This window comes from Pseudomonas fluorescens, assembly GCF_902497995.1.
GTDB lineage: Bacteria > Pseudomonadota > Gammaproteobacteria > Pseudomonadales > Pseudomonadaceae > Aquipseudomonas > Aquipseudomonas fluorescens_BK.
In genome coordinates this window covers 288283-314717 of record NZ_CABVII010000003.1, presented here as the reverse complement: position 1 = coordinate 314717, position 26435 = coordinate 288283, and the positions used below count along the sequence as shown (strand labels likewise).

Below are 26435 nucleotides of genomic sequence, written 5' to 3'. Positions count from 1 at the left end.
GAAAATGCGGCAGTATCCGTTAAAGCCGAATGATGTTCAACACATCGCCCGACAGGCTGATCTGCACGCCCGACCCCCACAAAGGGTCGCGGCGCAGATCCTCGGAAACCTTGTAATGGCCTGCGATGGAGACCAGTTCAGCGCTCATCTGCTGACAGAAAATCCTGGCTTTGGTGTCGCCTTTGACCCCGGCCAGCACACGACCGCGCATTGGGCCGTATACATGGATGTTCCCATCGGCGAGAAGTTCCGCTCCCGGACTGACCGACGAGACCACCACCAGGTCGCAACCCTGGGCATAAATCTGCTGGCCACCGCGTACCGGCGACGTGATGATCTTGGTCGGCTTGATCGTCGGCTCCGGCGGTTTTTCCGGTTTTTTCTTCACCTCGCCTTCGAGCGCGTCCAGCGGCCGTTCCCGGGCACCGGACGGTGGCAGCACCGGGAGGTCGACCGCGATGGCGGCGGCGATGTCCTCGATGCGGCTGGCACGGATCGCCAGGGTGCGCAGGCCGTGCTGGCGGCAGATGCGCATCAGGCCAGGCAGATCGACGGCGCCTTCGTGGGCCGGCAGTTTGTCCAGGGCCAGCACCAACGGCGCGTTACTGAAGAAGTTAGGCGCCTGGGCAACCTTGGCGGCCAGTTGCCGATCGAGGCTCTCGAGGTCGTTACGGGCCAGTTCCAGCACCGTAATGGCGAGCATGCTGCCCTTCAACTGGAACACGGGATCTTGGTCTAACGGATCGGATTTGCTCATGGCGGCATACAACGGCTTGTCACTAAAAGTGCCGAGACTTATAACGAGAACGCCCGCGGGCCGCAAGCCGGGTCGAACGATGTAGAATGCGCAGCCACTGTCTTGACGGAAGCTTCAATGGATCGCCCGCGTTTTCGAACAGCATTTATTTCTCCGCGTTTCTGGCCGCTGTGGTGCGGGCTGGGGCTGTTGTGGCTGATTGTCCAGTTGCCGTATCCGGCATTGCTGGGTATCGGTCGCGCCCTGGGCGCATTGATGTATCGAGTGGCGGGCGACCGACGGCGCATTGCCAAGCGCAATCTCGAGCTGTGTTTCCCTGAAAAATCCCCTGCCGAGCGCAAGCGGCTGCTCAAGGAAAACTTTGCCTCCACCGGCATCGCGTTTTTCGAGATGGCGATGAGTTGGTGGTGGTCGCGCGAACGCCTGGCGAAACTGGCCCATGTCGAAGGGCTGGAGCATTTGCAGAAGGCACAACGCGAAGGCAAGGGCGTGATCCTGATGGCGGTGCATTTCACCACGCTGGAAATCGGCGCGGCGCTGCTCGGCCAGCAGCACACCATCGATGGCATGTACCGCGAGCACAAAAATCCGTTATTCGACTACATCCAGCGCCTCGGTCGCGAGCGGCACAACCTCGACTCGCTGGCGGTGGAGCGCGACGACGTGCGAGGCATGCTCAAACTGCTGCGGGCCGGCCGGGCCATCTGGTACGCACCGGACCAGGACTACGGCGCCAAGCAAAGCATCTTCGTGCCGTTGTTCGGCATTCAGGCCGCGACCGTCACCGCCACCAGCAAGTTTGCGCGGCTTGGCAAGGCGCTGGTGGTGCCGTTCACACAACAGCGTCTGGCGGATGGCAGCGGTTATCGACTGGTCATTCATGCACCGCTCGAGGGTTTCCCCGGCGAAACCGAAGAAGCCGATTGCCTGCGGATCAACCAATGGGTCGAAGGCGTTCTGCGCGAATGCCCGGAGCAATACCTGTGGGCCCATCGCCGCTTCAAGAGCCGTCCGCCGGGCGAGCCCAAGCTGTACGCAAAACGCGATTGAATCATCGATCCCTGTCGGAGCAGCCGGTCGACGCTCGATTGCTCGCGAAAACCATGGAGTGTTGCCATGAGTCCTGCTGAACCGGTGACAGGCTTGATTCTTTCCGGTGGCGGGGCCCGGGCGGCCTATCAGGTCGGTGTGCTGGCGGCGATTGCCGAACTGCTGCCGGTGGGTGCTAGCAATCCGTTTCCAGTGATAGTCGGCACGTCGGCCGGGGCGATCAACGCGGTCAGCCTGGCCAGTGGGGCGATGGATTTTCGCGGCGCCATCGAGGGTCTTACCGCCTTCTGGCAGGGCTTTCGCAGCCACTTGGTGTTGCGCAGTGACTGGCCCGGGGTAATCCATCAGGCCAGCCGTTTTGTCAGTCACAGTCTGCTGGGCATCGGTGTTCATGTTCCGGTGGCCCTGCTCAACAGTTCGCCGCTGCGCGGGTTGCTCAACGACAAACTGCACATGAGCGGTATTGACGAGGCCATTGCGCAGCAGCAACTGCAGGCCGTGGCGGTTACCGCGTTCGGTTACGAGTCCGGCCAGGCGGTGACCTTCTATCAGGGTGGCGGCACCATCGACGCCTGGTTGCGCCATCGACGAATCGGCGTGCCGACCCAATTGACGGTCGAACATTTGCTGGCGAGTTCCGCGATCCCCTTGCTCTTCGCCCCGGTGAAAATCGGTGAAGAGTATTTCGGTGATGGCGCGGTACGCCAATCGGCACCCATCAGCCCGGCCCTGCATCTGGGCGCCAGCCGGGTGCTGGTGGTGGGTGTCAGCGGCAACCCGCGGGGTGTCGACCCGCAGCAACCGCTGCAACGCGCCTACACCGGTCAGCAGCCGACCCTGGCGCAGATCGGCGGGCACATGCTCAACAGCACGTTCATTGACAGTCTGGAAAGCGACATCGAGTTGCTGCAGCGTCTGAATCAGTTCAGTCATCTGCTGCCCGACGGCACACCGAGCCGCGCGCTCGGCGTGGCACCGGTAGAGGTGCTGGTGATTTCGCCGAGCCAGCCGATCGACGAAATCGCCGCGCGTCATCGCCAGGAACTGCCGACGGCGCTGCGCCTGTTCCTGCGCGGGCCGGGGGCGACCAAGACCAGTGGGGCGGGGGTGTTGAGTTATTTGCTGTTCGAGGCGGGGTATTGCAGCGAGTTGATTGATCTGGGGCGGCGGGATGCGTTGGCCAAGCGTGGGGAGTTGTGTCGGTTTCTTGGGTTGGCGGAGTCTGTGGTTCCGGATTGAGATCGGCGGTGTAGCCTTCGCGGGCAAGCCTCGCTCCTACAGGATTCGTGTCGTACGCCAATTATGTGAACGACACGAATCCTGTAGGAGCGAGGCTTGCCCGCGAAGGCGTCATTGCAGACGCCGCCGGATCAGAAGTGCAGCTTCACCAGGAAGCTCGTGGTGCTCTGATCGGTCTTGAAGACCTGGCTATCCTTGATCCCGTACTTGTCCGACCAATAGTCGTACTCGACCCCCACATACAACTGCTTCTCACCAAAATTCAACGCCTTGCCCAGGTCGTATTTAACCTGCGGGTTGAAGTGCAGGTTGGCGTGGTAGTCGCCTTTGGCGTTCGAGTCGTTGTCCACCACCCAGTCCATGAAACCATCGATCAGGATGTTCGAGTCACCCACGGGAATGGTGTAGGACCAGACCGGAGTGATCTGCCAGACGTTGTCGCCCGCACGGCTGCCCTCGGTGTGGCGCTGATAGAAGTTCAACTGGAAGTAGTCGAAGCCCGGGATTGCCAGGTCGAAACCCGGGCCGATCAGGTAGGACTCGGTATCGCCTTCACCGAACTCGTAGGTCATGGCCAGCAGGACGTCTTTGATCGGGCCGAATTCGATTTTCTGGTCGAGGACCTTGCCCAGGGAAATACGCGGCTGGAACTCACCGTAATAGGTGTTCGGGCCGGCATTGAAGTCTTTTTCGCCGTTGTAGAAAATCTTGTCGACGAAGAAAAAGTTATCCCCATAGGTCCAGGCGTCGGCATGCTCGAAGGTCACGGTCTGCTGAATGCGCGGGTTGACCTGGAAGTCCTTGCCATACAGATAGGTCAGGCTGTTGTTCTGCCATTGCAGCAAGTCGCCGGCCATGGCCTGGCCACCGGCCAGCAAGGATCCCGCGAGCATCAGGCTAGTGCACGTACGTTTCATTCGGTTGCTCCCAAAAAGTAGGTGTTCCACGGTATTTTTTTAAGGTCGGCGCTCTGGTTTGGCGCCTTGTTCTCAAGCTGTAAAAAATCATCCAATCGGTCGGCTGCCGTGCTGTTGGCAAGTGCTGCGCCAAGGCGTTCGAAAAGCACAAAACCTCCCGCACGGCTGTTCGGGAACAGTCGATTGAGAGGTGGGTTGGAATGCCTTGATACCGTCCAGAGCCGGGATAAGTTGGCTTTCTGGTCAGGAATTAAATCCGGGCTTTTTTTTAAAGCGGATTTCGGCGGCCGCGGAGAATACTGACTCCTTGGCCAGGTCTCAAGTGCCCCGCAACAGCGCATCGATGACAGGTTTGCAGCGCGGTTGCGGGTCATCTTAAAAGTGCACCTTCACCAGCAGGCTGGTGGTGTTTTCATTGGTGTCGAAGTTGGCGCTGTTTTCGATGCCGTACTTGTCTTTCCAGTAGCTGTATTCGACGCCGACGTACACCTGTTTCTCCCGCCAACCCATGGCCTTGCCCAGGTCGTACTTGATCTGCGGGTTGAAGTGCAGGTTGGCGTGATAAGTGCCATGGGAGTTCTGGTCGTTATCCACCACCCAGTCCATGTAGCCGTCGATCAACAGGCTCGAATTGCCCAATGGCAGGGTGAAGGACCAGGCCGGCGTGATCTGCCAGACATCGTCGCCGGGACGCGAGCCTTCGGTCTGGCGATAGTAGAAGTTCAAGGTGAAAAAATTGAAGCCCGGTACCGCGAGGTCGAAACCGGGGCCGATCAGATAGGCCTCGGTATCGTCTTCGCCATTCTCGTAGGTCATGGCCAGCAACACGTCCTTGATCGGGCCGAATTCGAAGCGGCGGTCAAGGATTTTGCCGAAGGAGAGGCGCGGACTGAACTCGCCGTAATAGGCGTGAACGCCTTTGTTCCGATCCTTCTCGCCGTTGTAGTACGTGCTGTCGACGAACAGGAAATTGTCGCCGTACTTCCAGCGGTCGGCATGCTCGAACGTCACCGTTTGCTGGATCGACGGATTGACCGCGAAGTCCTTGCCATACAGGTAGCTCAGACTGTTGGTTTGCCACAGCAGTAAATCGCCGGCCATGGCTTGGCTCGCGGCGAACAGGCCAGCGCCCAACAGCATGCTTGTCTGGGTCCGAATCATCTGTTGCTCCCTCTTGTTGTTATTGTTCGAGGCACAGGCATCCACCCTGTGGGAGCGGGCTTGCTCCGGGCGGCGTTCCGACGAAAGCGGTGTGTCAGAAACATGAATGTCGACTGATACGACGCCTTCGTCGGAACGCCGCCCGGAGCAAGCCCGCTCCCACAGGGTTTGTATTGTTACTTGTTAGTGCGCTTGGCAGTCGTTGATGGCTGCGCGTTCGGCGCCGCCGAGGATGTTGAACAGCAGGTTCAGCGACAGCGCACTCAACGTGGCCATCGCAATGCCGCTATGGGTAATCGGGCTCATCCACAGCGGCAGGTGCGCGAAAAATTCCGGGCGCACCACCGGGATCAACCCCATGCCGATGCTCACCGCCACCAGCAACTGGTTGCGACGGTCACCGATGTCGGCTTCCTGGAGAATCTTGATCCCGGTAGCGGCGACCATGCCGAACATGGCGATGGCCGCACCGCCCAATACCGCCGGTGGAATCGACGCCACCAGGAATGCCGCTTTCGGCAGCAGGCTCAGCACCACCAGCAAACCGCCCGCAACGATTGTCACCGAGCGGCAACGCACGCCGGTCATCTGCACCAGGCCGATGTTCTGGGCGAAGGAGGAGTGGGTGAAGGTGTTGAAGAAGCCGGCGAAGAACGATGCGCCGGCATCACAGAGCAAACCGCGACGCAGCATCCGCGGGCAGACTTCCTGGCCGGTGATCTTGCCCAGCGCGAGAAACATCCCGGTGGACTCGACGAAGATGATCACCACCACCAGGCACATGGAAAGAATCGGCGCGAGTTCGAACTTCGGCATGCCGAAATGCAGCGGGGTGACGATCTGCAACCATGGCGCCTGAGCCATGCCGCTGAGGTCGACCATGCCGATCAGCCCGCAAACCATATAGCCCAGGCACATGCCGATCAGCACGGAAATGTTGACCCAGAAACCGCGCATGAAGCGATGAACCAACAGAATGGTGGCCAGTACCAGGGCGGCGATGGCCAGGTAAATCGGCGAGCCGAATTGTGCGGCGCCAGCACCGCCACCGGCCCAGTTCACCGCCACGGGAAACAGCGACAAACCGATCGAGGTGATGACCGTGCCGGTGACCAGCGGCGGGAAGAAGCGTACGACCCTGGACATGAACGGCGCGATGAGCATGCCGAAGAACCCGGCGGCAATGGTCGCGCCGAAGATCCCCTGCATACCGATGCCCGGCATGCCGGCCATGGCCACCATGCTGCCGACGGCCGCGAAACTGGCGCCCATCATCACCGGCATGCGGATGCCCATGGGGCCGATGCCCAGCGATTGCACGATGGTCGCGATCCCGGCAACCAGCAGGTCGGCGTTGATCAGGAAGGCGATTTCTTCACGACTCAGGCCAGCGGCCTGTCCGATGATCAGCGGCACGGCAATGGCTCCGCCGTACATCAGCAAAACGTGTTGCAGGCCCACCAGGATCAGTTGCAAAAGGGGCAAACGCTGAATGGCGGGTGCGTCGGGGATGCGGGCTTCGGATAGCTCGGACATGCAACACCTCGGATCTTTTTTATTCTTGTGATTTTGTGCATCAGGCAAACCTGTGGGAGCGGGCTTGCTCGCGAAGAGGCCAGTACATTCAACATCGTTGTTGACTGACCCGACGCTTTCGCGAGCAAGCCCGCTCCCACATGGATTTGCGTTGCACCTGTAGGAACTGGCTTGCCCGCGAAGCTTTTCAGCGATTATTGGGTCGCAGCGCCCTGCACAATCCACGCACCGATCAGGTCACGCTCCTGCTGGGTCATCTGGGTGATGTTACCCAGTGGCATGATCTGGCTGGTGACGGCCTGAGCCTGGATACGCGCCGCGTTCTGGCGGATTTGCTCGGGGGTATCGAACATCACGCCCGCCGGGGCCGCGCTGAACAGCGGGCTGGTCGGTTTGGCCGAATGGCAGACCGTGCAGCGTTCCTGAATCACAGTGTGCACCTTGTCAAAGCCCGGGCCGGCGTTGGACGCCTGGGCCGGTGCCGTTGCAGATGCCGCCGGTGCCGCCTCAACCGGCTTCTTGTCACCGCCAAGGGCGGTTTCCGGTAGCGGCTGGTACTCGATGACGCCAGCGGCCTTCGCGACTTCAGGGGCGCTGGACATCGGCTTCGGTCCCGATACGTAGGCCAGGCAAATCATCCCCACCGCTGCCACGGGCAGGGTCCAGGCATATTTGTGGCTGTCGTGACGGGTGTTGAAGTAGTGACGCACCAACACCGCCAGCACCGCGATCCCGGCCAGGATCAGCCAGTTGTACTGGCTGCCGTAGGTGCTCGGGAAGTGGTTGCTGATCATGATGAACAGCACCGGCAAGGTGAAGTAGTTGTTGTGACGCGAACGCAGCAGGCCTTTGGCCGGCAGCGCCGGATCGGGGGTGCGGTTCGCGGCGATCGCCGCCACCAGTGCCCGTTGCGCCGGCATGATGATGCGGAACACGTTGCCGACCATGATGGTGCCGATGATCGCGCCGACGTGCAGGTACGCACCGCGACCGCTGAACACTTTGCTGAAGCCGTAGGCGGCGCCGATGATCAGCACGAACAGGATGAAACCCAGCAGGGCAGGGCGTTTGCCCAGGGCCGAGTCGCAGAGGAAGGAGTAGATGAACCAGCCGATGAACAACGAGCCAAGACCGATGGCCACGCCTTCAGGGCCGCTCAGGGTGCTGCCCGGTGCCAGCAGGTACAGCGTCGGGTTGGAGTAGAACACCACGCACAGCAGCGCGATCCCCGACAACCAGGTGAAGTAGGCTTCCCATTTGAACCAGTGCAGGTTGTCCGGCATGGTCGGTGGGGCCAGTTTGTATTTTTCCAGGTGATAGATACCGCCGCCGTGGATCGCCCACAAATCGCCGGCCAGGCCGTTTTTCGGATTGACTCGATTGAGGTTGTTCTCCAGCCAGACGAAATAGAACGACGCGCCGATCCAGGCCACGCCAGTGATCATGTGAACCCAGCGTACGCTCAGGTTCAGCCATTCCAACAGATGTGCTTCCACAGTCTTTACCTCTCGCCCGTCACGCTTATGTCGCGTGATCGGACCTTCTCTTATTGGTGGGGGGCGAGGATCAAACGCTCATCCTCTTTGAAGAAATGCTCATCGCAGTTGTTGCCTTTGCCACTGCGATCAACCACCAGGAAGTCATCCCGCTTTTCGATCGTCAGCACCGGATGGTGCCAAACGCCGCGATGGTAATTAATGCCCTGCCTGCCGTTGGTGAGGAAGGCGCGGACCAAGCCCGATACAGGTACATCGCCAAGTGGCGCGACCACGATCAGAAAGGGGTTGCCGAGCAGCGGAATGAAAGCCTGGCTGCCCAGCGGGTGACGCTCCAGCATGCAGACGGTCAGCGGCATGTCCTGCGCGTCGGCGCGGAAGATGCTGATGATCGCGTTGTCCTCTGGCGTGGCGGTTTCCACCGTCGCCAGTTTGTGAAAGCGCATCGTCGAACCGTTGTTGATCATGAAGTGATCGCTGCCGTCGGTTTCGATCACGTCACCGAAAGGGGCGAAGGCTTCTTTGGTCAGCGGTTCAATCGTCAATGTGCGCATGCTGGTCTTCTTTTCGTTGAGTTCTGTGTTGTTTGATCTGGCGCCTTCGCGGGCGAGCCTCGCTCCTACAGGGTTTGCGTGAGACCTGTAGGAGCGAGCGGTGCGGCGATCCGACTTGCCCGCGAAGGGCGCGACGCTTATTTAGCGACCTTGCCCAATACACGCAGGCGGCTCACACCACCATCCGGGAACACGTTCAGGCGGATGTGGGTGATCGGCCCCAGTGCCTTGATCTGCTCGGCGAAGCTGTGTTCGGCGTGCATTTCCAGTTTCTGCGCCGGCAGCAGTTCGCGCCAGAACAGCGATTGGGTTTCGATCTGGCTGTCGGTGCCGCCTTTGACGAACGCGCCCTGGATCGAGCAAGTGTCCGGGTAGTTGCCCTTGAAGTGCAGGGTATCGACGATGACTTTCTCGATCTCGCCGGCATGACCCAGCGCGACGATCACCCAGTCATTGCCTGGCGTACGACGGCGTGCGGTTTCCCAGCCGTCGCCCATGTTGATGCCGCGGCCCGGGTTGAGAATGTTGCTCATGCGCCCGAAGTGTTCGTCGGAGCAGGCGAGGGCGCGGCCACCGTTGAGGGCTGCAGCCAGGTCGACTTGCTCGTTGTCACCGACAGCGGACCAGTCGCGGAACGGAATGCCGTACACGCGCAGGCGGGCCACGCCGCCATCCGGGTAGATGTTGAAACGCAGGTGGCTGAAGGCCTTGTCGTTGCTGATTTCGTGATAGTGATGGCTGTTGCCTTGCAGCTCGACGGCGGACAGCACTTCAGTCCACTGGGTGTTGTCGTCCGGCTCGCCCGAGGCCAGGAAGCAGGCTTCCAGGGAGGCAGACGGCGGGAAGTTGCCGGTGAAGAATGAGGTGTCGATGTCCACGCCTTTGATCGAGCCCGGTACGCCCAGGCGGATCACCGCGCTGTCGTAGCCTTCGAAGCGCTTGCGGCGCGACTCCCAGCCGTCCATCCACTTGCCGTTGTCATCGAACACGCCCTCCTTCCACTCAGCCGGGGTCGGCTGGAACAGGCGGTTTGCATCAGCGAACCAGTCATCGGTGACCGAGATGATTTTGGTGCCCAGGCGGGCGTCGGCCAGGTTGACGAACTTCTCGAAAGGTACGGCGTAAGCTTTCATTCTTCTAGTCTGCCTTTTATAAGTTGGCTTGGGATGCTTGCAGCCCTGGGTGTTTTCGCGTTTTTTACACCAGGGGGACTTTTTACAAGGGCTGCTCGCTATAGGGTCAGTAATCGGAACAGGGCGATCTTGTTGATCTCCGCCAGCGCGCATCTGAATTCGGTATCTGCCGAGTTGTGAATGCGCGTTTCGAACGCCGCGAGGATCTGATGCCGGTTGCTGCCTTTTACCGCCATGATGAAGGGAAACTTGAACTTGGCCTTGTAGGCGTCGTTCAGCTCGGTGAAGCGAGAAAACTCATCGCTCGAGCATTGGTGAATACCCGCGCCAGACTGTTCTTCAGTACTGGCTGCGGTAAGTTGGCCCTGGACGGCAGCTTTGCCCGCCAGGTCCGGGTGAGCGTTGATCAGTGCCAGCTGACTGGCGTGATCGGCGCTCAACAGGATGTCGCTCATGCGCTGGTGCAGGGTTTCGATCTCGTCGATCGAAGTGTCCTGGCCCAGGTCAAAGGCCTTCTCGGCCACCCATGGCGAATGTTCGTAGATATCGGCGAAGGCAGCGATAAAGGCGTCGCGGCTCAGGGTCGATGGCTTCAGGGTCTGGAAGTGGCTCATTTCGCGGCCCCTTGGTACGGGTGGGTTTCATGCCAGTGGCGAGCGATGTCGACACGACGGCTGAACCACACCTGTTCATGACTTTTAGCGTATTCGATAAAGCGCTTGAGCGAAGCCAGGCGCGCCGGACGGCCGATCAGGCGGCAGTGCAGGCCGATCGACAACATCTTCGGTGCTTCGGCGCCTTCGGCATATAACACATCAAACGCGTCTTTGAGGTATTCGAAGAAATCGTCGCCCTTGTTGAAACCCTGGACCTGGGTGAAGCGCATGTCGTTAGTGTCCAGCGTATATGGGATCACCAGGTGCGGCTTGCCGGTCGGGTTGTTCGGTTCCCAGTAGGGCAGGTCGTCGTCGTAGGTGTCGCAATCGTAGAGGAAACCGCCTTCTTCCATCACCAGGCGCCGAGTGTTCGGGCCGGTGCGGCCGGTGTACCAGCCCAGTGGCCGCTCGCCGGTGATTTCGGTAAGCACACGGATCGCTTCGAGCATGTGCTCGCGTTCCTGCGCCTCGTCCATGTACTGGTAGTCGATCCAGCGATAGCCGTGGCTGCAGATCTCGTGGCCGGCATCGACCATGGCGCGGAGCACATCCGGATGGCGCTGGGCGGCCATGGCCACGGCGAAGACGGTCAGCGGGATGTCGAATTCCTTGAACAGTTTCAGGATCCGCCAGACGCCGGCACGGCTGCCATACTCATACAGGGATTCCATGCTCATGTTGCGCGCGCCTTGCAGCGGCTGCGCCGAGACCATTTCCGAAAGGAAGGCTTCGGATTCTTTATCGCCGTGCAGGATATTGCGCTCGCCGCCTTCTTCGTAATTGAGCACGAAGGACAAGGCGATACGGGCGTTGCCCGGCCAGTGTGGGTGAGGAGGGTTACTGCCGTAACCGATCAGGTCGCGTGGATAGTCAGCGCTCACTGCAGTCTTCCTTCTTGTTCGTGGTAACAGGTTGTGCGGCGGCCTGACGAAAGGATCACAGGCTGGCGCCACAGCGATGGATTGATTGTATACAACTTTATATCGACATTGTAAGCCTGTTTTTTTGCATATTTCTCTAACGGTCATCATTGCTTGAGGTTGCAAGAAACCTGCCTGATCGGTCAGCTAATGGATAGAAGGTCCTTTTGTTTCATGGTGCGAAGGCTGATTCGTAGGCAATCCATGAATGGCGGGGGTAGGGCTAAAAATGTCGTTTTTATTGTGTACAATTTTTTTAAGAAATGTCTTAATCATTCCCTCGCCGCAGCGTTTCGTGCTCCGAACCGGTGCGGTCTCCTTTTCAACTGACTTCGGGAGGCGCGAGGCCTGACTGCTCAACGCAGCCAGGCACGCAGAATCAATGGGACGTTTGACTACACACATTTTAGACGCTGCACACGGTTGCCCGGGCAGCTCGATCAAGGTCGAGCTGTACCGCGTTGAAGGCTCGCAGCTGGAACTGGTCGCCACCGCGATCACCAACAGCGACGGCCGTGTCGATGCACCGCTGCTGCAAGGCGACGACTACCGCTCCGGGGTCTACCAGGTTCAATTCCATGCAGGCGACTACTACCGCGCCCGGGGCGTGCAGTTACCGGAGCCGGCGTTTCTGGATGTCGTGGTGCTGCGGTTTGGCATCTCTGCGGAGCAAGATCACTACCACGTGCCGTTGCTGATCTCCCCGTATAGCTATTCCACGTACCGCGGCAGCTGATCCCCCAAGCAGCTGCCTCAACCTGGAAGCGACTGCGCATAGAGCTTCTTTGGTCTTTTGCCCGCTCACACTGCGGGCTTTTTTTCGCCAGGCATAGCGCATTTGGCGACGTTCCCGCGCGGATCCGCGAGAACGTCCAGCAGTCTTCCCTGCCTCCTCCGGTAACAAAAAGGCTCGGTTGCGCAGCGGCGAGCAATCATCCTTCTCTAACGATGACGAGGGTGGTCTGATCTGCGCTGATGGGTTGGGTATTGCCCAGCAAATAGATCACCTTACTCAGGTCGAGACGATTACTCAGTTCCTGCCATTGCTCTTCGCCAATTCTGGCCCGGTACGCCGGATCGTTCAGCTCGGAGCCCGGCATAGCGTTACGTTTCATGTTGCCAAGTAGCGTAGTGAGGGGGAATCTCAACACGAATGCAGCGTCAAGGCCTTCCCGGTGAAACAGCAACGCGTCTTCGCTGAGCAGACGGGTCGTACGATTCACGGTATAGCCGTTATGTTCCAGAACAGTGCTGAACAGGCTTCGGAGGCTGCTGCCTGGGGCGTTCGTCACATATTCACTCCATGCTTGAGGGATTTGTTTTGGATCAAAGTCGAGTCGCAGCAATGCCTCGGCAGACGGCATGGGCAGTGAAATGATGGTGTCGGTGCCGCTCAGGGTCGTGGGCAGCACAGGGAGCATCATCAACGGGTCGGCCAGCTCTCGACGAGGCGCGTCGACAGTGGTTCTATCTGCCCAGTGGTGAAATGTCCGACTCAGCAGCGCGAGCCCATGCGCGTTGATGGGGGCTGAATGACTGGTGTGATTGAACACTGCTCTTGCGATCATATTTGCTGAATGATTCGACAAATACTTGAAGGAACTGGCGACGTATTGAGACAGGGACATTTCAAACGGAAGGCGTCTCTCCACCGTGTTCCATCGGCCATCCTTTTTTATGGCCCACTTTGGTTGAAACGATGGATTGTTCAGCAGCATCTGTTCGAAGGCGTCATATCCTCCAGGTGAAAATCCTGGGTGTTCCAAATAGACAAGACGCGTGCCGGGCTGCATGGCTTGCGGCACAATCGAATAGTGAAGCCCGTCTATTTCTATGGATTGGCCTGATTGCGGCTGAGTGTTTTTCCCCCAGTTTCGCCACTGAGCGTAGGACAGATCCAGTGCGATTGATTCATTCGAAAGAAGAGTGTCGGCAATGATGTCTGTATCGGGGGAGTCGCTGCTTTCGTCATCCAGGCGCCGACGTTTGCTCGGGCCGGGAGTGGGTTCATCCGTTTCGGCAGACCGTTGGCGGGTAGTTGGCTGTGAATCTTGTTGTGGGTCCGTGACGGTCTGTACTTTTTGTCGCCAAAGTTTGGTTCCGGGAATTTGTTCGAGCAGTGCACCGGACGGGATCAACTCACTGGCGGAGCTCGCCTGGTAGTGGCCGTCCTTGTTCTTGCGGACCAGGACGGTGCCCTTTTGCATATCGACATACAACCTTTTGTACTTGTCGTAACGGATCCCGTCTATGGAGTTTTCCGCTTTTGACAGCACGGCGGCAAGATGTGCTGGAACGAACCTGAGCGGTGATGGAACAGCCTGAGCTGGAGTGTGTGTACCGGATCCTGCTGATTGCCGGTCAGCGGGTTCGACACGCCAACGCAGTTGACCGTCGACTGATATCAGAAGCGGGCCTGGCATGCCTGTTGTATCGCGCAAGGGCACCTGGTATCGACGCTCGACCAGGACATGGCCATCCTCTCCAAGGTAAGCGTAGGTATTGCCGTCCGGACTCTCGAAAAGCCCGGTATCATTTCCTATTGGACGTAACAGATGAGTCTGATCCGCGGGCCAGGTAAGCGACCTGAGGTCGGTTTCAACCGAGCTTGAACCTGTGCCAGGTAAATCGCTCACCACGACGGATGGCTGATGAGCGCTGGCGTCCGGCGAGACATCCGATAAGTGCGTGCTTGTTGTTGTATCCGTGACCTGGACGTGCGAGCCAGGGATGCCGGTGTTGAAAAGGTCTCCTGGGGTCGAGTTATCCGTATGGGTCGATCTTGTGGAAGAAGGTAGATCGGTTGAACCGGAACCAGGAACTTTCTTGGGTGGCTTAGCCATTTTGATTTCACTCTGAAAAAATACTGATTTAACGCTTTGACCTTGACCGTCAGGCCAAAGAGCGACGTGGGCAGCATTGCAAGTCGTGCGATTGCACGATGCTAGCTTCTGAAAGCGAATATTGATGAAGTAAGTTCAGTGCGTGCGGTATATATGTCTGCCAGTGCAGAAAGTGTTAAGACTGTTTTCGGCGGTTATCGGGGAACTGAGTAATGGGGGGGGCGTGGTTGTCGACGTGCCAGCGGATGAATGGGCGTCGGGCGCTTTGGGTTTTACCGGTGGTTTGGCCATTTATATTATTCCCAATAAGTTGCGAATAGTTGATTTCAATCAACAGTTCATTCGTGTTTATCAGAATGGCGAAGTGTCAACCGGGCGACGTATAAATATATATACCGTTGTTTCTTTGTGTTGCGGGGTTTTGGCAGGACAGAAGCGTATTTGGCGGGGTCGTTGCGTTTTGTAATCGTCGGGGGCGAGCGACAGGCTATGGATATAACACTCTATCCATCGGTCAGGGGCAGGGTATTGGCGAAGTTCTGCCCTCCTGAGAGACTTCGCGAGTCAGGAGGGCAGCAGAGAAGGGCTACAGAAGTTACGGATACAGCTCGAAGGTATCAGTGACTACTCAGCAAGGAAGCGCCGCCCGCTCCGCCGAACAACCCGGCACTGATCCGGTTGAACCAACTTTGCCCCTTGCCACTGCGCAGGTACCGCGCTGCACCGTGCGCCCCCAGTCCATAGGCCAATTTGCACAGCAGATCCAGTACGGTCCAGGTCGCGATCATTACCAGCAACTGCGGCAGGAACGGTTGTTCGGCGCTCAAGAACTGCGGCAGGAACGCGGCGAAGAACAGGATGTCTTTCGGATTACTGGCGCCTAAAACAAACGCGCGCCCGAACAGGGCACGGAAACGCGGCACCGGCGCGGCCTGGGGCACTTCAGCGCCCACCGAGGGTTGGCGCGATTGCTGCCAGCTCTGCCAGGCGAGGTAGAACAGGTACAGCGCGCCGACGATCTTCAGGGCGCTGAACAACTGTTCCGAGGCGAGCAACAACGCGCCCAGGCCCAGCGCCGAAGCACTGAGCAAGCAGATCGACGCAAACACGCCACCCAGAAACGCCGGGTAGGAACGGCGCAGGCCGTAATTCAGACTGTTGCTGATCATCAGCAATGACAGTGGCCCCGGGATCAGGATCACCACCAGCGCAGCGCCGCTGAACAGCAGCCAGGTTTCCAGACTCATCACTTTCCTCCATTTGCACAAAAGCCTCACCCGACGGGGTGAGGCGGGTTTGATGCGTTTAAAGCTACAAGAAAACGAACTTGGCGATGAAGATCGCGCAGAGCACCCACAAACTGATGGAAATTTCCTTGTGCTTACCGGTACAAGCTTTCAGGACCACATAGGTGATAAAACCCAGCGCGATGCCGTCGGCGACCGAAAAGGTCAAGGGCATCATGATCGCGGTAACGATCGCCGGAATGCTGTCGGTCGCCTCGTCCCATTCGATGTGCGCCATGCCGCCCATCATCAACATTGCCACATAGATCAGTGCACCGGCGGTGGCATACGCGGGGATCATGCCAGCCAACGGGGCGAAAAACATTGCCGCAATAAATAACACACCTACGGTCACGGCGGTAAGACCAGTCCGACCACCTGCCGCTACACCCGCGGCACTTTCCACGTAGCTGGTGACGGGTGGAACACCGACCACGGCACCGAATACGCTGGAAGCACTATCGGCTTTCAGGGCGCGGGAGAGGTTTTCGATCTTGCCGTCGGCGTTGACCAGGCCGGCGCGCTGGGCCACGCCCATCAAGGTGCCGGCGGTATCGAACATGTGCACGAAGAGGAACGCCAGCACCACACTGATCATGCTGATGTTGAACACGCCGGCGACGTCCATGGCCATCCAGGTCGGTGCCAGGCTCGGCGGGGCCGACATGATGCCCTCGTAGTGCACCAGCCCCAGGCCCCAACCGGCCAGGGTCACGGTGATGATGCTGATGAGGATCGCACCGAATACTTTGTGGTAGCTGAGCACGGCAATCATCAGGAAGCAGATGGCCGCCAGCAATGGACCCGGTTCGCGCAGGGAGCCGAGCTTGATCAGGGTGGCCGGGCTATCGACGACGATCCCCGCGGTTTTGAGACCGATCAGCCCCAGGAACAGGCCCACACCGGCGCCCATGGCGTAGCGCAGGCTCACCGGGATGCTGTTGAGCAGCCATTCGCGAATCCGGGAAAATGTCAGGAACATGAACAGCACACCGGAAACGAATACTGCGCCAAGGGCCGTTTCCCAGTTGTAGCCCATGGTGCCGACCACAGTGTAGGTGAAGAAGGCGTTCAGACCCATGCCCGGCGCCAGGCCGACCGGCCAGTTGGCGTACAGGCCCATCAACAGGCAGCCCAGCGCGGCGGCGATGCAGGTGGCGACGAACGCAGCCCCGTGATCGATCCCGGCGTCGGCCATGATGTTGGGGTTGACGAAGATTATGTAGGCCATGGTAATGAAGGTCGTCAGACCGGCTATCAACTCGGTCTTCACCGTGGTGCCATGCAAGCTGAGTTTGAAGATGCGCTCCAGCCAGCCATTGCGTATCGGCGGCGAGAGTTCCAGGGTCGAGGCTTCGGATTTGCGGCTTTCCACAGCGAGTACTCCTCAAGAGTTTTATTGTTATTTCCAGGGGCGGACCCATGAGGGTGGCAGCGGCCCTTTGAGGTACTTGCGAATTTGTTGACCTTTTGGTCAGGAACTCGCACGAAGTGGATTATGCTTTTGTATACAAATAAAGCAAATAATGTTTTTGGTTTTGTAGACGAAAAGTTTGGCAATCGGGATATATGGCCGTTCGGCTGCCTTCGCGAGCAGGTCGAATCGTCGCACCGTCGCTCCCACAGGAATTTTGCGTTGTGAAGGAGATTTTGGCGGCGGTGGTGGTGGTGGTGGGGCAGGGTCAGGCGGCGAGCGTGGCCTGAGGGGAGGGCAGGAACGAATAAACCGGCGCATGGGCTAATGCCAGTCAGTTAATACGCGGAACCTGTGGGAGCGGGCTTGCTCGCGAAAGCGGTGTATCAGGCGAGATCAATATTGACTGGGCCGCCGTCTTCGCGAGCAAGCCCGCTCCCACATGAATTGTGCTTAACTGACTGGCATTGGGCGCATGGGCCGGTTTATTTTTGTCTGAAGATTTGCGGCGTTTGTGCCGGCCCCTTCGCGGGCAAGCCCGCTCCCACAGGGGATTTGTGGTGTAAATGGGATTTGTAGTTAAAACAGATCCCATGTGGGAGCGGGCTTGCCCGCGAAGGGGTCATCAGCACCACTACAAATGCATCAGGCCGCCGCAAACCGCTTATCCAGATAATCGATAATCACCTTGGACTCATACATCCAGGTGGTCTGCCCATTCTCTTCAATACGCAGGCACGGCACCTTGATCTTGCCGCCTTGCTTGAGCAACGTCTGGCGATCCTGTTCATTGTTCTTCGCGTCGCGCAACGCCACCGGCACGTTCAGGCGGCGCAGGGTGCGGCGGGTTTTCACGCAGAAGGGGCAGGCATGGAACTGATACAGGGTCAGGCCCTTGGCTGCCGTGTTGACCTGAGCCTGAACCTCGGCCGGGCGTTGCTTCTTGCCAGGACGGGTGATGAAGTCGATGAAGATGATCAGTTGGCCAAGGCCGACACGAAGCGCTTTAACGAACACGGGATAAGCCTCACAGGGCAAACGGAAGGCGCGCAGCTTACCTGATTTTTCGCCGACGAAAAAAAACCGGCGATGAACGCCGGTTTTCTTCGTGGTGCGACTTACTTGATCAGGCTGAGAAACTCACTGCGGGTAGCCGCATTTTCGCGGAACTCACCGAGCATCACCGAAGTGATCATTGTCGAATTCTGCTTCTCCACACCGCGCATCATCATGCACATGTGCTTGGCCTCGATCACCACCGCCACGCCCAGGGCGCCGGTGACTTCCTGGACCGCGTCGGCGATCTGGCGGCTGAGGTTTTCCTGGATCTGCAGGCGGCGGGCGTACATATCGACGATCCGCGCGACTTTCGACAGCCCCAGCACCTTGCCGCTCGGGATGTAGGCGACGTGGGCCTTGCCGATGAACGGCAGCAGGTGGTGTTCGCACAACGAGTAGAGCTCGATGTCCTTGACCAGCACCATTTCGCTGTTGTCGGAGCTGAACAAGGCACCGTTGGTGACCTCTTCCAGTGTCTGTTCATAACCACGGCAGAGGTACTGCATGGCTTTGGCGGCACGCTTTGGCGTGTCGAGCAGGCCCTCGCGGGACACGTCCTCGCCCAGTTGGCCGAGAATCGCGGTGTAATTCTGTTCCAGGGACATGAAACTACCTGTGGGATTTTTACGCAAAGGCCAAGGGTACGGTGGCGGACACGGCGCTGCAAGCACGAAGCGACAGCCTCACTCGTCGCGACCTTCCATCATGGTCCGTTTAAGCATCACATAAACCGCTCCGGCGCCGCCGTGTTTAGGCTGGCACGAGGTGAAGCCGAGGACCTGGGAATGCTGGCGCAGCCAGGTGTTGACGTGGCTTTTGATCATCGGGCGCTTGCCGTCCAGACGCACAGCCTTGCCATGGGTGACGCGCACGCAGCGGATTTCGAATCTGGTCGCTTCGGCCAGAAAAGCCCAGAGGGTCTCCCGGGCCTTTTCAACATTCATGCCGTGCAAGTCGAGGCTGCCTACGAACGGAATCTGTCCGATCTTGAGTTTGCGCATCTGGCTTTCCTGCACCCCGTCGCGCGCCCACATCAGCTCGTCTTCCGGGCCAACGTCGATGACGAACTGATCGGACAGCCCGTCGACGGTGGTGGCATCGGTGCGCACGGTAGCGGCCTGGCGCAGCTTGGCGATCTGCGCGCGGTCAGCTTTGGGTTTGCCGGTTTCGGCGCGATCGTGCTTGATCGGCTTGACGCCTTGGATCGCGCTTTTGAACAGGGAAAAATCGTCGTCTTGCATGTCAGCCTCCGCGAAGGGCGGCCAGTTTACCCAACTCGGGACGAATGCGGCGCGACAAAACGCCTGAGGGTTCGACTCAGTCGTGTTTTTTCATCAGGTGCGGAGCAATGTTCAGCTCCCGCGACTGGCGCGCACGGCGGCGGCAGCGGCGCCACAGCGCCACGCCCAGGTACAGCACGAACAGGCCGACCGCCAGAACGATTGTCGAGCCCAACGGGCTGGCATTCAGCTCGCCGAGTGCCGGTGGGCGGCCCAGCAGGCTGGCCGCACCGGCCATCGCCAACAGCACGCCACAGGTCGCCAGCAAGGCAGCAAAGGCTGCGCCGAAGCGAAAACGCCAGTTGCTTTGGCCTTTGGGTCGCAAGCGGCGAGCGTCAAATCCATCGGATAACTTCATTCCGACCTTCCTCAATGGGTATCGGCCCTTCGACCGGGAGTTGACCGGGATGTTCCTGAGGCTAAGACAATTACAGCACACAATAGGCTTTAGCGGATGAGCGGCGGTATGAACCGCTCATCGAGCGTCGATCAAATCAGCTCGCGGGTCACGGCGAGGGTGGCGAAGTTGTCCGCCATGATCGCCATTTCGGTGTGCTGCACGTGCTCGGCACTCAGGACTCCACCTTTGTACGGCAGGTCGCGAGTGGCACAGGCATCTTCCACCAGGGTGCAACGAAAGCCCAGGTTCTTGGCGGCGCGCACGGTGGTGCTGACGCTGGAATGACTCATGAAACCGCAGACGATCAAATCCAGGGAGCCAAGATTCTGCAGGCGCTCCAGCAGTTCGGTACCGTGAAACGCACTTGGCAGCAATTTGCCGATGATGGTTTCGTTGCGCTGCGGTTCAAGCCCCGGAATGAATTCACCGCGCTCGCCCTGTGGATCGAACAGCCCACCGACGGTGCCAAGGTGATGCACATGCACGATCGGCCGGCCGACTGCGCGGGCAGCGGCCATCAGTTGCTTGATGTTCGCGACGGCAGCATCCATGCCGACCAAGGCCAGCGGACCGCTGAGGTATTCTTTCTGGGCATCGATGATGACAAGGGTCGCATTGCTCAGATTGGCTGCAGCGTAACCGCGGCCGCTGAGTTGAAACATCGTTTTTGGAACGGACATTCTGGGGCTCCTTCGGGTGGGGCTTTTGCGACATTGTCCTCTGGCTGAGCGCTTCTGTGAATCGCTACTATCGCAGGCGCCGTCGTTGTTGGCTCGCAGCTTTGTCAATAGGCCTGTTTTGTTCAATAGCCAGGCTAAAAAACAGAATAGTCCTACAGCGTGGCGGGTGCTTTTTCCAGCGTCGTCGTGGCGCGGTTTGGCTGTTAGAATCGCCAGTCGTTTTTTCTGGAGTTTGCCGCCGTGATCACTTCCCGCCTTCGTACCCTGCGCGACCATATTCGTTGGGCCGTCAGTCGCTTCCATGGGGAGGATCTGTTTTTTGGCCATGGGACCGACAATGCCTGGGACGAAGCCCGTCAACTGGTGTTGGGTGCGCTGCACTTGCCCTGGGAAATGTCTGATAGCTACCTCGACTGCAATCTGGAAGACGATGAACTGGTCAAGGTGCAGCGTTTGCTCAAGCGTCGCATCGAAGAACGCATTCCGACCGCGTACCTGCTGGGTGAAGCCTGGTTCTGTGGCATGTCGTTCATCGTCGACGAGCGCGTCCTGATCCCGCGTTCACCGATTGGCGAGCTGATCGAAAAACGTTTCGCACCCTGGCTGGGTACCGAGCCTGCGCGCATTCTCGACCTGTGCACCGGTTCCGGCTGCATCGGTATTGCCTGTGCCTACGAGTTCCAGAACGCCGAAGTGGTGTTGGCCGATCTGTCGTTCGAAGCACTGGAAGTGGCGAACCAGAACATCGAGCGCCACGGTGTCGACGAACGGGTATACACGGTGCAGGGCGATGGTTTCGATGGTTTGCCGGGACAGCGTTTCGACCTGATCGTGTCGAACCCGCCCTACGTCGATGCGGAAGATTTCGCCGACATGCCGGACGAATATCAACACGAACCCGAGTTGGGCCTGGCCTGTGGTGACGATGGTTTGAACCTGGTGCGCCGCATGCTCGCCGAAGCGGCGGACCATCTGACCGAGAAGGGCTTGCTGATGGTCGAAGTGGGCAACAGCCAGGTTCACGTCGAGGCGCTGTACCCGGAAGTCGACTTCGCCTGGCTCGATTTCAAGCGTGGCGGGCATGGGGTGTTCATGTTGACGGCGCAGCAGTGCCGGGAGCATCAGGCCCTGTTCGCGTCCCGCGTTTAACCGTCAAAAGCTTCGCGAGCAGGCTCGCACACATTGATTGTTGTCGATCACAAACATGCGGTCAGACACAAATCCAATGTGGGAGCGGGCTTGCTCGCGAATGGCCGCGCCGCGGTCTCAGATCTTCATCGATGCATTGCTTAACGGGTGCGAAGTCCGTCAATAAAACCGATGATTCGCGAACCCAGTTCGGCCGCCAACGGCAATTGCGGATCCTTGTAGGAAGCCAGTTGCCGCTTGACGTCGTTGGGCACTATGCGCATCACATGGTTCATGCCCTCGATCAGTGCCAGTTCGGCGTCCGGTTTGGCGGCCTTGAGCAGCCGGGCGTCGTTGACACCGACCTGGATATCGTTGCTGCCCTGGATGATCAGCGCCGGCATCTTCAATTGGCCAAAGGCTGCCGCCGGGTCCTGGCGGAACAGCGAAATCAGGTACGGTTGCACGCTCGGGCGGAAAATCACCTGCAGTTGCGGCGGCACGTTGTCGTCGGTGCGGCCGGCCTTGAGGCTGTCGAGCAGTTCGTTGCTGCGCAGCATCAAGGCGGGCGGCAAGCGATTGCCCAGTTGCTGGCGCAACACCTGGTCGACCGGTCGGGCGCTGCCGGACATGGAAATCACGGCGGCGGCGTCGAGGCTCGGCGCCGCGAGGCTGGCGATCAAGGCGCCCTCGCTATGGCCGAGCAGGATCAGTTGGCCAAAGCGCGGATCGGTTTTCAGCTTCCGGCCCCAGGCTTCGGCGTCGGCCACATAGGCCTCCACTGTCAGGTTGCGTTCGTCCGGCGTCGCCGCGAGGCTCGCCGCCACGCCGCGCTTGTCGTAACGCACGCTGGCGATGTTGTGTTTGGCCAGGACCCAGGCCAGACGCTTGAGGCTGTCATTGCGTCCACCGTCGGGGTTGTTGCCATCGCGATCCGTAGGACCGGAGCCGGAAATGATCAGGACGACCGGCACTGGTTGGTCGGATTTTGGCAGCAACAACGAGCCGAACAGCTCGCCGGTGCCGGTATCCAACGTGATCGGCCGTTGCAGGACAGTGGCCTGTACAAATCCGCTAAACAGGGTAAGGCTCAAGGCTAGAACTCGCAGCATCATCACGCCATCATGAACAAGATGCCGGTTGGACTCGCAGGCATCCATAAGGTTCGAGGATGAACTAGTTGGGTAGCCTGCGTATACTGGCGCGCATTACGTATTCAGGTTCGATTTCACGGAGCGTCCCGCATGTCCGGCAATACCTACGGCAAGCTGTTCACTGTCACCACCGCAGGCGAAAGCCATGGTCCGGCGTTGGTCGCCATTGTCGACGGCTGCCCGCCGGGTCTGGAGATATCCCTCGAAGATTTGCAGCGCGACCTCGATCGCCGCAAACCCGGCACCAGCCGCCACACCACTCAGCGCCAGGAAGCCGACGAAGTCGAGATCCTTTCCGGCGTGTTCGAAGGTCGCACCACCGGTTGCGCCATTGGCCTGTTGATCCGCAATACCGACCAGAAGTCCAAGGACTATTCGGCGATCAAGGACCTGTTCCGCCCGGCCCATGCCGATTACACCTATCACCACAAATACGGCGAACGCGATTACCGCGGCGGCGGTCGCAGCTCGGCGCGGGAAACCGCCATGCGCGTGGCGGCCGGCGCTATCGCCAAGAAATACCTGGCCACACAGGGCATCGTCATTCGCGGCTACATGAGCCAGCTCGGCCCGATCGAAATCCCGTTCAAGACCTGGGATTCGGTGGAAGAGAACGCCTTCTTCAGCCCCGACCCGGACAAAGTGCCGGAGCTGGAAGCCTATATGGACCAGCTGCGCCGCGACCAGGATTCGGTTGGCGCGAAGATCACCGTCGTCGCCGAGGGCGTGATGCCAGGCCTCGGCGAGCCGATCTTCGACCGTCTCGACGCCGAACTGGCCCATGCGCTGATGAGCATCAACGCGGTCAAGGGCGTGGAAATCGGCGCCGGTTTCGCCAGCGTTGCCCAGCGCGGCACCGAACACCGCGATGAAATGACCCCGCAAGGTTTCCTCAGCAATAACGCGGGCGGCATTCTCGGTGGCATTTCCTCCGGTCAGCCGATCGTCGCGCACCTGGCACTGAAGCCGACCTCGAGCATCACCACACCGGGCCGTTCCATCGACATCCACGGCAACCCGGTGGAGGTCGTCACCAAAGGCCGTCACGACCCCTGTGTCGGCATCCGCGCCACGCCGATTGCCGAAGCGATGATGGCCATCGTGCTGATGGATCACCTGCTGCGTCACCGCGGGCAGAACGCCAATGTACGCGTGAGCACTCCGGTGCTGGGTCAGCTTTAATGCCTGGCCTCATAGCCGCTGCGGTTTGACGACTGTGGCGGCGCTCCCCTACTGGCGGCTTTCCAGTTTCTATCTGTTCTATTTCGCCTTGCTCGGTTCGACGGCGCCGTTTCTGGCGCTGTACTTCGATCACCTGGGCTTTTCCAGCGCACGTATCGGCGAACTGGTGGCGATCCCGATGTTGATGCGCTGCGTGGCACCGAACATCTGGGGCTGGCTCGGTGACTACACCGGCCAGCGCCTGGCCATCGTGCGCTTCGGCGCGGTCTGCACCCTGCTGACGTTTTCCTTGATTTTCGTCAGCCAGACCTACGCCTGGCTGGCGATGGTCATGGCCTTGCACGCCTTCTTCTGGCACGCCGTGCTGCCGCAGTTCGAAGTCATCACCCTGGCGCATTTGAAGGGGCAGACGTCCCGCTACAGCCAGATACGGTTGTGGGGTTCCATCGGCTTCATCATCACCGTAGTCGCGCTGGGCCGGCTGTTCGAATGGCTCAGCCTCGACATCTATCCGGTGGCGCTGGTGCTGATCCTGGCCGGGATCGTGGTCAGCAGCCTGTGGGTGCCGAACGCACAACCGCTTCAGGGGGAGCGACTGGCGGGGGACGGTTTTCTCAAGCAATTGCGCAGCCCCGGGGTGTTGGCGTTTTACGCTTGCGTGGCACTGATGCAGCTGAGCCACGGTCCGTATTACACCTTTCTGACCTTGCACCTTGAGCGACTCGGTTACAGCCGTGGCTTGATCGGCATGCTCTGGGCCGTCGGCGTGGTCGCCGAAGTCCTGATGTTTCTGGCCATGAGCAAGATCCTCGCGCGCTTTTCCGTGCGGCGGGTGCTGCTGGCGAGTTTTCTGCTGGCGGCGCTGCGTTGGTTGTTGCTCGGTTCGTTCGCCGAGTATCTGTGGGTATTGCTGTTCGCCCAGGTCCTGCACGCGGCCACCTTCGGCAGCTTTCATGCCGCGGCCATCCAGTTCGTGCAACGTAGTTTCGGCGCACGCCAGCAAGGGCAGGGGCAGGCGTTGTACGCGGCACTGGCCGGCACCGGCGGCGCACTGGGCGCGTTGTACGCCGGCTATAGCTGGAACGCCCTCGGGGCCACATTGACCTTCAGTATTGCCAGTCTCGCCGCTTTCGCGGCTGCCGTCATGATTGCGACCTGCATGCACGAGGACAGGCCATGAGCCTTGCCTGTGAACAATTGAGGAAATCACCATGAGTAGTCTGTCTGTTTACCCTGTCAGCAGTCCGGAACTGCCGAACAAGGTACTGACCCACTTCGAAGACATCGCGTCGACCCTGGCTGAATTGGGCGTGCGCTTTGATCGCTGGCAAGCTGTGACGAAGATCCAGCCCGGCGCCAGCCAGGAAGAAATCATCGGCGCGTACCAGATGCCAATCGACACGCTGATGACCGAACTGGGTTATGTCAACGTCGATGTGGTCAGCCAGAGCAGCGATCACCCGCAAAACGCCGAACTGCGCGCCAGGCTTCTCGAGGAACACCGCTGTGGCGAAGACGTCGTGCGATTTTTCGTTGCCGGCCGTGGCTTGTTCAGCCTGCATATAGGCGATTACGTCTACGCGGTGCTTTGCGAGAAAAACGACCTGATCTCGATCCCGGCCGGTATCTCCCACTGGTTCGATATGGGTGAGCATCCACATTTCGTCGCGATCCGGTTGTTCAATAATCCGGAAGGCGGGGTGGCCAATTTCACCGGCGAGGACATCGCCAGTCGCTTTGAGCTGCTTGAGGATTGAGCAGGTAATCCTGTAGGAGCGAGACTTGCCCGCGAAGGCGGCCTCAAGCCCCGCACCGCCCATGAAGACGCCTTCGCCGGCAAGCCTGGCTCCTACGGGCTTTAGCGTTTCCCACCATCCATTGGTACGCAGGTAATCCTGTAGGAGCGAGGCTTGCCCGCGAAGGCGGCCTCAAGCCCTGCACCGCCCATGAAGACGCCTTCGCCGGCAAGCCTGGCTCCTACGACGGCCTGTGTGTTTACAGCGCGCAAACGGTTTACGCCGAGTGATAGGTCGGCAGGGCAAACCGTTGCTGGCTTTGCAGCATGGAGATCTGCGGCAGTTCGCTGGCCTGTTCGGCAACGTCACGGCGGATCGCGCTGATCACCCATGACAGCTGATCGCCAGCATGCAATTGCTGGTAGGAAATCGAGCGCTTGAACACTTTGCCTTCCGTGCTGCGCAGGGTCAGCAGGATGCCACCGTCAGGACGTGGCTGGGTGCTCACTTCAAAGTTGGAGAATAGCGACGAAAATTTTTCTTGGATCAGGCTCATGTCTATCGGCTCCGTTAGCACTTGATTGGCAAGCATGGAGAGGTAGTTGCAGCCTTTGTGCCAGCCTTTTATTTTTTAAAAAACCTTTGAAATCAATTACTTAGTCAAATTGTAATTTCAGCCGTTCGTGCAATCTGCATGAACGTCCATCGTGCATCCTGCATTTTGCGTGGTCGTCGCTGTTTCAATGGCACCAATCGCCAGGCTGAGGCTCGCGATTTCGACTGCAGCGGAACGTGGATACAAAACATTTCAAAAACCGCGTGTACAGCCCAGGAAGCGCTGACGTATTTTCGGC

At 59.3% G+C, this 26435-nt stretch carries 27 protein-coding genes; 7 read left to right on the top strand and 20 right to left on the bottom strand.

The window, feature by feature from the left end:
• Window positions 1–19 precede the first annotated feature (19 nt).
• On the bottom strand, window positions 20–757 hold the full coding sequence (gene minC / locus F8N80_RS05395) for a septum site-determining protein MinC (RefSeq protein ID WP_150783377.1): 738 nt from the start codon (window positions 755–757) through the stop codon (window positions 20–22).
• A 117-nt stretch (window positions 758–874) separates the two neighbouring features.
• Between minC and F8N80_RS05390 the strand changes: the two genes are divergently transcribed.
• Entirely contained in the window at window positions 875–1807 is a 933-nt protein-coding gene (locus F8N80_RS05390) for a lipid A biosynthesis lauroyl acyltransferase (protein WP_150747277.1), read from the top strand.
• Between the two features lie 66 nt (window positions 1808–1873).
• Window positions 1874–3046 carry a patatin-like phospholipase family protein gene (locus F8N80_RS05385; RefSeq protein WP_150783376.1) on the top strand — a complete coding sequence of 391 codons (1173 nt, stop codon included), beginning with the start codon at window positions 1874–1876 and terminating at the stop codon, window positions 3044–3046.
• A gap of 131 nt (window positions 3047–3177) precedes the next feature.
• On the opposite strand, the gene F8N80_RS05380 is transcribed toward F8N80_RS05385, so the two are convergent.
• From F8N80_RS05380 to puuE, 9 genes are all read right to left on the bottom strand, one after another.
• Window positions 3178–3963, bottom strand: coding sequence for an outer membrane protein OmpK (locus F8N80_RS05380; RefSeq protein ID WP_150783375.1), 786 nt, complete (start codon window positions 3961–3963; stop codon window positions 3178–3180).
• Window positions 3960–4337 carry a hypothetical protein gene (locus tag F8N80_RS05375; RefSeq protein ID WP_150747280.1) on the bottom strand — a complete coding sequence of 126 codons (378 nt, stop codon included), beginning with the start codon at window positions 4335–4337 and terminating at the stop codon, window positions 3960–3962. The genes F8N80_RS05380 and F8N80_RS05375 overlap by 4 nt, the downstream gene beginning before the upstream one ends.
• A 1-nt stretch (window position 4338) precedes the next feature.
• The gene (locus tag F8N80_RS05370; RefSeq protein WP_150747281.1) at window positions 4339–5124 is read right to left on the bottom strand and encodes an outer membrane protein OmpK; all 786 of its coding nucleotides are present in this window, start codon (window positions 5122–5124) and stop codon (window positions 4339–4341) included.
• 183 nt (window positions 5125–5307) lie between these two features.
• Entirely contained in the window at window positions 5308–6660 is a 1353-nt protein-coding gene (locus F8N80_RS05365; protein ID WP_150747282.1) for a nucleobase:cation symporter-2 family protein, read from the bottom strand.
• Between the two features lie 194 nt (window positions 6661–6854).
• Window positions 6855–8156, bottom strand: coding sequence for a urate hydroxylase PuuD (locus tag F8N80_RS05355; RefSeq protein WP_150783374.1), 1302 nt, complete (start codon window positions 8154–8156; stop codon window positions 6855–6857).
• A 50-nt stretch (window positions 8157–8206) separates the two neighbouring features.
• Entirely contained in the window at window positions 8207–8710 is a 504-nt protein-coding gene (locus F8N80_RS05350) for an ureidoglycolate lyase (RefSeq protein WP_150783373.1), read from the bottom strand.
• A gap of 137 nt (window positions 8711–8847) precedes the next feature.
• Window positions 8848–9843, bottom strand: coding sequence for an allantoicase (gene alc, locus F8N80_RS05345; protein ID WP_150783372.1), 996 nt, complete (start codon window positions 9841–9843; stop codon window positions 8848–8850).
• A gap of 98 nt (window positions 9844–9941) precedes the next feature.
• Window positions 9942–10457, bottom strand: a complete 516-nt coding sequence (uraD, locus tag F8N80_RS05340; RefSeq protein WP_150783371.1) for a 2-oxo-4-hydroxy-4-carboxy-5-ureidoimidazoline decarboxylase — start codon at window positions 10455–10457, stop codon at window positions 9942–9944.
• Window positions 10454–11380 (bottom strand): allantoinase PuuE, encoded by a 927-nt coding sequence (gene puuE, locus F8N80_RS05335; protein WP_150749120.1) that lies wholly within the window; start codon window positions 11378–11380, stop codon window positions 10454–10456. The genes uraD and puuE overlap by 4 nt, the downstream gene beginning before the upstream one ends.
• Before the next feature lie 421 nt (window positions 11381–11801).
• On the opposite strand from puuE, the gene uraH reads away from it, so the two are divergent.
• The gene (gene uraH, locus F8N80_RS05330) at window positions 11802–12155 is read left to right on the top strand and encodes a hydroxyisourate hydrolase (RefSeq protein ID WP_150749121.1); all 354 of its coding nucleotides are present in this window, start codon (window positions 11802–11804) and stop codon (window positions 12153–12155) included.
• A gap of 196 nt (window positions 12156–12351) precedes the next feature.
• Here uraH and F8N80_RS05325 read toward each other — a convergent pair whose 3' ends face one another.
• From F8N80_RS05325 to F8N80_RS05285, 8 genes are all read right to left on the bottom strand, one after another.
• Complete coding sequence (locus tag F8N80_RS05325; RefSeq protein WP_150783370.1) at window positions 12352–14262, bottom strand: hypothetical protein; 1911 nt, start codon at window positions 14260–14262, stop codon at window positions 12352–12354.
• Between the two features lie 617 nt (window positions 14263–14879).
• A complete protein-coding gene (locus F8N80_RS05320; protein WP_150749123.1) occupies window positions 14880–15509 on the bottom strand; it encodes a LysE family translocator in 630 nt (209 codons plus the stop codon).
• A 64-nt stretch (window positions 15510–15573) separates the two neighbouring features.
• Entirely contained in the window at window positions 15574–16923 is a 1350-nt protein-coding gene (locus F8N80_RS05315) for an NCS2 family permease (protein WP_150749124.1), read from the bottom strand.
• A gap of 684 nt (window positions 16924–17607) precedes the next feature.
• The gene (locus tag F8N80_RS05305) at window positions 17608–17979 is read right to left on the bottom strand and encodes a glutathione S-transferase N-terminal domain-containing protein (protein WP_150749217.1); all 372 of its coding nucleotides are present in this window, start codon (window positions 17977–17979) and stop codon (window positions 17608–17610) included.
• 101 nt (window positions 17980–18080) lie between these two features.
• On the bottom strand, window positions 18081–18626 hold the full coding sequence (gene folE, locus F8N80_RS05300; protein WP_150749216.1) for a GTP cyclohydrolase I FolE: 546 nt from the start codon (window positions 18624–18626) through the stop codon (window positions 18081–18083).
• A 78-nt stretch (window positions 18627–18704) separates the two neighbouring features.
• Window positions 18705–19262 (bottom strand): Smr/MutS family protein, encoded by a 558-nt coding sequence (locus tag F8N80_RS05295; RefSeq protein ID WP_150783369.1) that lies wholly within the window; start codon window positions 19260–19262, stop codon window positions 18705–18707.
• Window positions 19263–19338: 76 nt separating this feature from the next.
• Complete coding sequence (locus F8N80_RS05290) at window positions 19339–19659, bottom strand: hypothetical protein (RefSeq protein ID WP_150783368.1); 321 nt, start codon at window positions 19657–19659, stop codon at window positions 19339–19341.
• A 131-nt stretch (window positions 19660–19790) separates the two neighbouring features.
• Window positions 19791–20381 (bottom strand): cysteine hydrolase family protein, encoded by a 591-nt coding sequence (locus F8N80_RS05285; protein ID WP_150747969.1) that lies wholly within the window; start codon window positions 20379–20381, stop codon window positions 19791–19793.
• A gap of 240 nt (window positions 20382–20621) precedes the next feature.
• Between F8N80_RS05285 and prmB the strand changes: the two genes are divergently transcribed.
• Complete coding sequence (prmB, locus tag F8N80_RS05280; RefSeq protein WP_150783367.1) at window positions 20622–21530, top strand: 50S ribosomal protein L3 N(5)-glutamine methyltransferase; 909 nt, start codon at window positions 20622–20624, stop codon at window positions 21528–21530.
• 140 nt (window positions 21531–21670) lie between these two features.
• Here prmB and F8N80_RS05275 read toward each other — a convergent pair whose 3' ends face one another.
• Complete coding sequence (locus F8N80_RS05275; protein WP_150747971.1) at window positions 21671–22669, bottom strand: alpha/beta hydrolase; 999 nt, start codon at window positions 22667–22669, stop codon at window positions 21671–21673.
• Window positions 22670–22753: 84 nt separating this feature from the next.
• Between F8N80_RS05275 and aroC the strand changes: the two genes are divergently transcribed.
• The 3 genes from aroC to F8N80_RS05260 are packed head-to-tail and all read left to right on the top strand — an operon-like array spanning window position 22754 to window position 25602.
• Window positions 22754–23845 (top strand): chorismate synthase, encoded by a 1092-nt coding sequence (gene aroC, locus F8N80_RS05270; RefSeq protein WP_150747972.1) that lies wholly within the window; start codon window positions 22754–22756, stop codon window positions 23843–23845.
• A gap of 34 nt (window positions 23846–23879) precedes the next feature.
• On the top strand, window positions 23880–25025 hold the full coding sequence (locus tag F8N80_RS05265; RefSeq protein WP_150747973.1) for an MFS transporter: 1146 nt from the start codon (window positions 23880–23882) through the stop codon (window positions 25023–25025).
• A gap of 31 nt (window positions 25026–25056) precedes the next feature.
• On the top strand, window positions 25057–25602 hold the full coding sequence (locus F8N80_RS05260) for a 1,2-dihydroxy-3-keto-5-methylthiopentene dioxygenase (RefSeq protein ID WP_150783366.1): 546 nt from the start codon (window positions 25057–25059) through the stop codon (window positions 25600–25602).
• A 256-nt stretch (window positions 25603–25858) separates the two neighbouring features.
• Here the strand turns inward: F8N80_RS05260 and F8N80_RS05255 are convergent, their stop codons facing one another.
• A complete protein-coding gene (locus tag F8N80_RS05255; RefSeq protein WP_150747975.1) occupies window positions 25859–26137 on the bottom strand; it encodes a DUF3509 domain-containing protein in 279 nt (92 codons plus the stop codon).
• Between the last annotated feature and the right edge of the window lie 298 nt (window positions 26138–26435).

What these genes read in the sequence shown, in the direction of transcription:
- F8N80_RS05255 (WP_150747975.1), bottom strand. Translation starts at nt 26,137, where the DNA reads ATGAGCCTGATCCAAGAAAAATTTTCGTCGCTATTCTCCAACTTTGAA.
- F8N80_RS05260 (WP_150783366.1), top strand. Translation starts at nt 25,057, where the DNA reads ATGAGTAGTCTGTCTGTTTACCCTGTCAGCAGTCCGGAACTGCCGAAC.
- F8N80_RS05285 (WP_150747969.1), bottom strand. Translation starts at nt 20,381, where the DNA reads ATGTCCGTTCCAAAAACGATGTTTCAACTCAGCGGCCGCGGTTACGCT.
- F8N80_RS05325 (WP_150783370.1), bottom strand. Translation starts at nt 14,262, where the DNA reads ATGGCTAAGCCACCCAAGAAAGTTCCTGGTTCCGGTTCAACCGATCTA.
- F8N80_RS05375 (WP_150747280.1), bottom strand. Translation starts at nt 4,337, where the DNA reads ATGACCCGCAACCGCGCTGCAAACCTGTCATCGATGCGCTGTTGCGGG.
- F8N80_RS05290 (WP_150783368.1), bottom strand. Translation starts at nt 19,659, where the DNA reads ATGAAGTTATCCGATGGATTTGACGCTCGCCGCTTGCGACCCAAAGGC.
- aroC (WP_150747972.1), top strand. Translation starts at nt 22,754, where the DNA reads ATGTCCGGCAATACCTACGGCAAGCTGTTCACTGTCACCACCGCAGGC.
- F8N80_RS05385 (WP_150783376.1), top strand. Translation starts at nt 1,874, where the DNA reads ATGAGTCCTGCTGAACCGGTGACAGGCTTGATTCTTTCCGGTGGCGGG.
- F8N80_RS05295 (WP_150783369.1), bottom strand. Translation starts at nt 19,262, where the DNA reads ATGCAAGACGACGATTTTTCCCTGTTCAAAAGCGCGATCCAAGGCGTC.
- F8N80_RS05390 (WP_150747277.1), top strand. Translation starts at nt 875, where the DNA reads ATGGATCGCCCGCGTTTTCGAACAGCATTTATTTCTCCGCGTTTCTGG.
- minC (WP_150783377.1), bottom strand. Translation starts at nt 757, where the DNA reads ATGAGCAAATCCGATCCGTTAGACCAAGATCCCGTGTTCCAGTTGAAG.
- F8N80_RS05350 (WP_150783373.1), bottom strand. Translation starts at nt 8,710, where the DNA reads ATGCGCACATTGACGATTGAACCGCTGACCAAAGAAGCCTTCGCCCCT.
- F8N80_RS05380 (WP_150783375.1), bottom strand. Translation starts at nt 3,963, where the DNA reads ATGAAACGTACGTGCACTAGCCTGATGCTCGCGGGATCCTTGCTGGCC.
- F8N80_RS05320 (WP_150749123.1), bottom strand. Translation starts at nt 15,509, where the DNA reads ATGAGTCTGGAAACCTGGCTGCTGTTCAGCGGCGCTGCGCTGGTGGTG.
- F8N80_RS05370 (WP_150747281.1), bottom strand. Translation starts at nt 5,124, where the DNA reads ATGATTCGGACCCAGACAAGCATGCTGTTGGGCGCTGGCCTGTTCGCC.
- folE (WP_150749216.1), bottom strand. Translation starts at nt 18,626, where the DNA reads ATGTCCCTGGAACAGAATTACACCGCGATTCTCGGCCAACTGGGCGAG.
- alc (WP_150783372.1), bottom strand. Translation starts at nt 9,843, where the DNA reads ATGAAAGCTTACGCCGTACCTTTCGAGAAGTTCGTCAACCTGGCCGAC.
- uraH (WP_150749121.1), top strand. Translation starts at nt 11,802, where the DNA reads ATGGGACGTTTGACTACACACATTTTAGACGCTGCACACGGTTGCCCG.
- F8N80_RS05275 (WP_150747971.1), bottom strand. Translation starts at nt 22,669, where the DNA reads ATGGATGCCTGCGAGTCCAACCGGCATCTTGTTCATGATGGCGTGATG.
- F8N80_RS05365 (WP_150747282.1), bottom strand. Translation starts at nt 6,660, where the DNA reads ATGTCCGAGCTATCCGAAGCCCGCATCCCCGACGCACCCGCCATTCAG.
- uraD (WP_150783371.1), bottom strand. Translation starts at nt 10,457, where the DNA reads ATGAGCCACTTCCAGACCCTGAAGCCATCGACCCTGAGCCGCGACGCC.